The following is a 3,405-nucleotide window of genomic DNA, read 5'->3' on the forward strand; positions in this document are numbered from 1 at the left end:
CCGACGCCGTCCGGCGCCGCCACTCGGTCGTGCTGGCGCACGCCTTCGTCACCGGCGGGCAGGCCAGCGACAGCGAGCGCGACATCAGCGTGGGCGGGGTGGCGCACGTGCCGCTCTCGCTGTTCGAAGACCTGTCGTACGTCGCGCTCGGCCACCTCCACGGGCGGCAGCGGATGTCCGATACTGTGCGGTACTCAGGGTCGCCGCTGGCGTACTCGTTCTCCGAGGTCAACCAGGTGAAAGGGTCCTGGCTGGTGACCCTCGGGGAAGGGGCGGAGTTCGTGCCCGCGCCGGTGCCGCGGCCCGTCGGGCGGCTGCGGGGCGACCTCGAGGATCTGCTGACCTCCCCGAAGTACGTCGACTTCGAAGGGCACTGGCTGCAGGTGGTGCTGACCGACGCCGTCCGTCCCAAATCGGCCATGGACCGGTTGCGGGCGCGCTTCCCACACACGCTCGCGCTCTCCTTCGACCCGGTCGGCGCCGCGCCGGCCGCACAGGCGGTGCGGCTGAGCGGGCGGCCGGAGGCGGAGGTGGCGCTCGACTTCGTCCGCGAGGTACGCGGCGAGCCTGCCGCTCCCGACGAGGAAGACCTGCTAAGACAGGCGATCGAGGCGTCCAGGGCGAAGGAGACGATGGCGTAGATGCGGCCGCACCTGCTCTCGCTCACGGCCTTCGGGTCCTTCCCCGGCACAGAGACCGTCGACTTCGACGCGCTGACGGAGGCCGGGCTCTTCCTCGTGCACGGCCCCACGGGGGCGGGCAAGACCACCATCCTCGACGCCCTCTGCTTCGCCCTCTACGGCGTCGTCCCAGGTCAGCGCGGCAACGCCCGCGCCCTCCGGTGCGACCACGCCCCGCCCTCCACCGGCCCGTCGGTCACGCTGGAGGTCACCATCCGGGGCCGGTTACTCCGCATCCAGCGCTCGCCCGTGTGGCAACGCCCCAAGCTGCGTGGGGCCGGCCTCACCGAGGAGAAGGCCAAGGTCATCGTCGAGGAGCGGGTCGGGGAGGGCTGGCAGGGCCTGACGACCAGGTCCGACGAGGCGGGCGACCTCGTCGGCGGGCTGCTCGGCATGAACGCCGACCAGTTCTGCCAGGTGGCGATGCTGCCGCAGGGCGACTTCGCCAGGTTCCTGCGCGCCGACGGCGACGACCGCCGCAAGCTCCTGGAGCGGCTGTTCACCGTCAAGATCTTCACGCAGGCCGAGCACTGGCTGGCCGATCACCGCACCCGGACGTGGCGCGACCAGCAGGAGCTACGGCAGCAGGTTGACTTCGCGATCCAGCGGCTGGAGGAGGCCGCGGGCGACGAACTCCTCTCGACCCTGTCCGCGGAGCCGGTCAGCGGCACCCCGCTGAGCGAGGCGGTTCCCTCCGAGGCGGTTCCGTCCGAGGCGGTTCCGTCCGAGGCGGTGCCCGCTCCTGATACCGAGCCGCTGCGGTGGGCCGGTGCCCTTCTCGACGCGGCGCGCGCCGTCGTCGCCCGTGCGACCGACCGGCAGGCCCAGGCGGAGCAGGCCCTCCGCGTGACCAGGGCCCGCTTCGAGCAGGCGTCCTCCCTGGCGGAGCGCCGGCGCCGCCACGCAGAGGCCCTCACCCTGCGCCGCACCCTCGACGAACGGGCCGAGGAGCGAGCCGACCTCCAGGCCGTCCTCGACGACGCCGCCCGCGCCGACCGCGTCCTGCCCCTCGTCATGGCCGCCCGCCAGCGCGCCGAGGCCGCCACCAAGCTTCGCACGCTCGTCGCCGACGCCCTGGCCCGCGCCCGCCCCCTCCTCACCAGCCGGACACCGATCAGGGCGTCGCATGGCCAGGCTTCGGCGGAGGCCGGGTTCCCCGGCTCCCGTGCTGCGGGCGAAGCGTCGTCCGCCTCCTTCGCCGGGTGGGTGGAGCCGGAGTGGCTGGCCGCACTGGAGCGCGAGCGGCAGGCGGAGATGGCGCGGCTGTCCGAGCTGCTCACCGAGGAGGCCAGGCTGCTGGTGGTGCGGCGAGACCTGCGACGGGTGGAGGACGAGCTGACCGGGCTGACCGTCGAGGACGAGGCCGTCGCCGAACGGCTGGCCGTCCTGCCCGGGCTGATCGAGGAGGCCGAGCGGCGGCTCGCCCGGGCGCGGACGGACTCGGCCAGGGTCCCGGTGGCGCAGAACGTACGGGACGCCGCGAAAGACCTGATCGGCGTCGACGGTGAGCTGGCCCGGCTCGCCGCGGAGCTCGACGGCCTGGCAGACAGCGAGGCCGAGGTGGCCGCGGCCGAGGCCGACCTGCCCGACCGGATCGCCGACGTCAACGCCCGCCTGGCCGAGGTACGGGCGGAGGCGGCAACGGCCCCGGCGGCCGCGGCGACCCTCGACACGGCCAGAGCCGTCCTCGAGACCGCCCACCGGCGCGACGCCCTCGCCGCCGAGCTCGACTCAGCCGCCGCAACCCACCAGGCCCTCGTCGACCGAGCTCAGAGCCTGCGGGAGCACTGGCTCGACATCCGGCAGGCCCGCATCGACGGCATGGCCGCCGAACTGGCCCTCGACCTCTCCGACGGATGTCCCTGCGCGGTCTGCGGCTCCGATCAGCACCCCCACCCCGCCTCACCCGCTCCGAGCGCGCCCTCGCCCGAGGACGAACATGCGGCCGAGAGCGCCCACGAGGCGGCCCTGGCCGAACGCGAGGCGGCCGAACGCGCCCTCGCCACTCTGCAGTCGCGTCACGCCGACGCGGTCGAGGCCACGGGCGGGCTCGACGCGGGCGCGGCCGAGGACGCCGTCCTCCAGGGCGAGCGGGAGCTGGCGCGCGTGCAGGCGATCGCCGATCGCGAGCCCGCCCTGGCCGCCGAGCTCGACCGCATCGAGACGGAGCGCGAACGGGTGCGAGAGCGCGCCCGCGAACTCGCCGAGTCCCTCACGGCCAACCGCACCCATCGCGCCCACCTCCAGGCCGAACGCGCCCGCCTGGTGTCCCGCCTCGTCCAGAGCGACCTCACCTCGCGCTCGGGGGAGGACGGCGGAGTTCCCGCCGAGTCGGCGCCCGTGGTGCTGGCCGCGGCCGAGGAGGAGTTGCGCAGGCTGAAGGAGTCCGCCGGCCGGGAGCCCGTCCTGGCCGCGGAGGCCGGAGGGCTGGCGCAGGAGCGGATCGCCCTGGAGGAGCGCGGGCGGCGCGTCACGGCGCGGCTGGCCGCCTGCCGCACCCGCCACGAGGAACTGAGTGGCGACGCCGGACGGCTGAGCGCGCGCCTCGACAGCGCCCGCGGCGACGATCCGACGCTCACCGCGCGGTTGTCGCGCCTCGGCGACGAGGCCGAGCTGCTGCGCGAGGCGCTGGCGCGTAGGAGATCTCCATCTCCTCGAAGAAGGCCGGCGTCTTGCGAGCTCGCAGCCGGTCGAACGCCTGCTCCCGCTCGGACATCGGCTTGGC

2 protein-coding genes are annotated in these 3,405 nt (G+C 74.6%); both read left to right on the top strand.

All coding sequences use genetic code 11. The features are described from left to right. A partial coding sequence (locus ABZ297_RS46485) for an exonuclease SbcCD subunit D C-terminal domain-containing protein (RefSeq protein ID WP_355360942.1) occupies nucleotides 1-641 on the top strand: 641 nt, incomplete at its 5' end. Continuing rightward, nucleotides 642-3,405: AAA family ATPase (locus tag ABZ297_RS46490; protein WP_355360944.1), on the top strand; the 2,764-nt coding region annotated here is incomplete at its 3' end.

It is taken from the genome of Nonomuraea sp. NPDC005983, from assembly GCF_040614375.1.
Lineage (GTDB): Bacteria > Actinomycetota > Actinomycetes > Streptosporangiales > Streptosporangiaceae > Nonomuraea.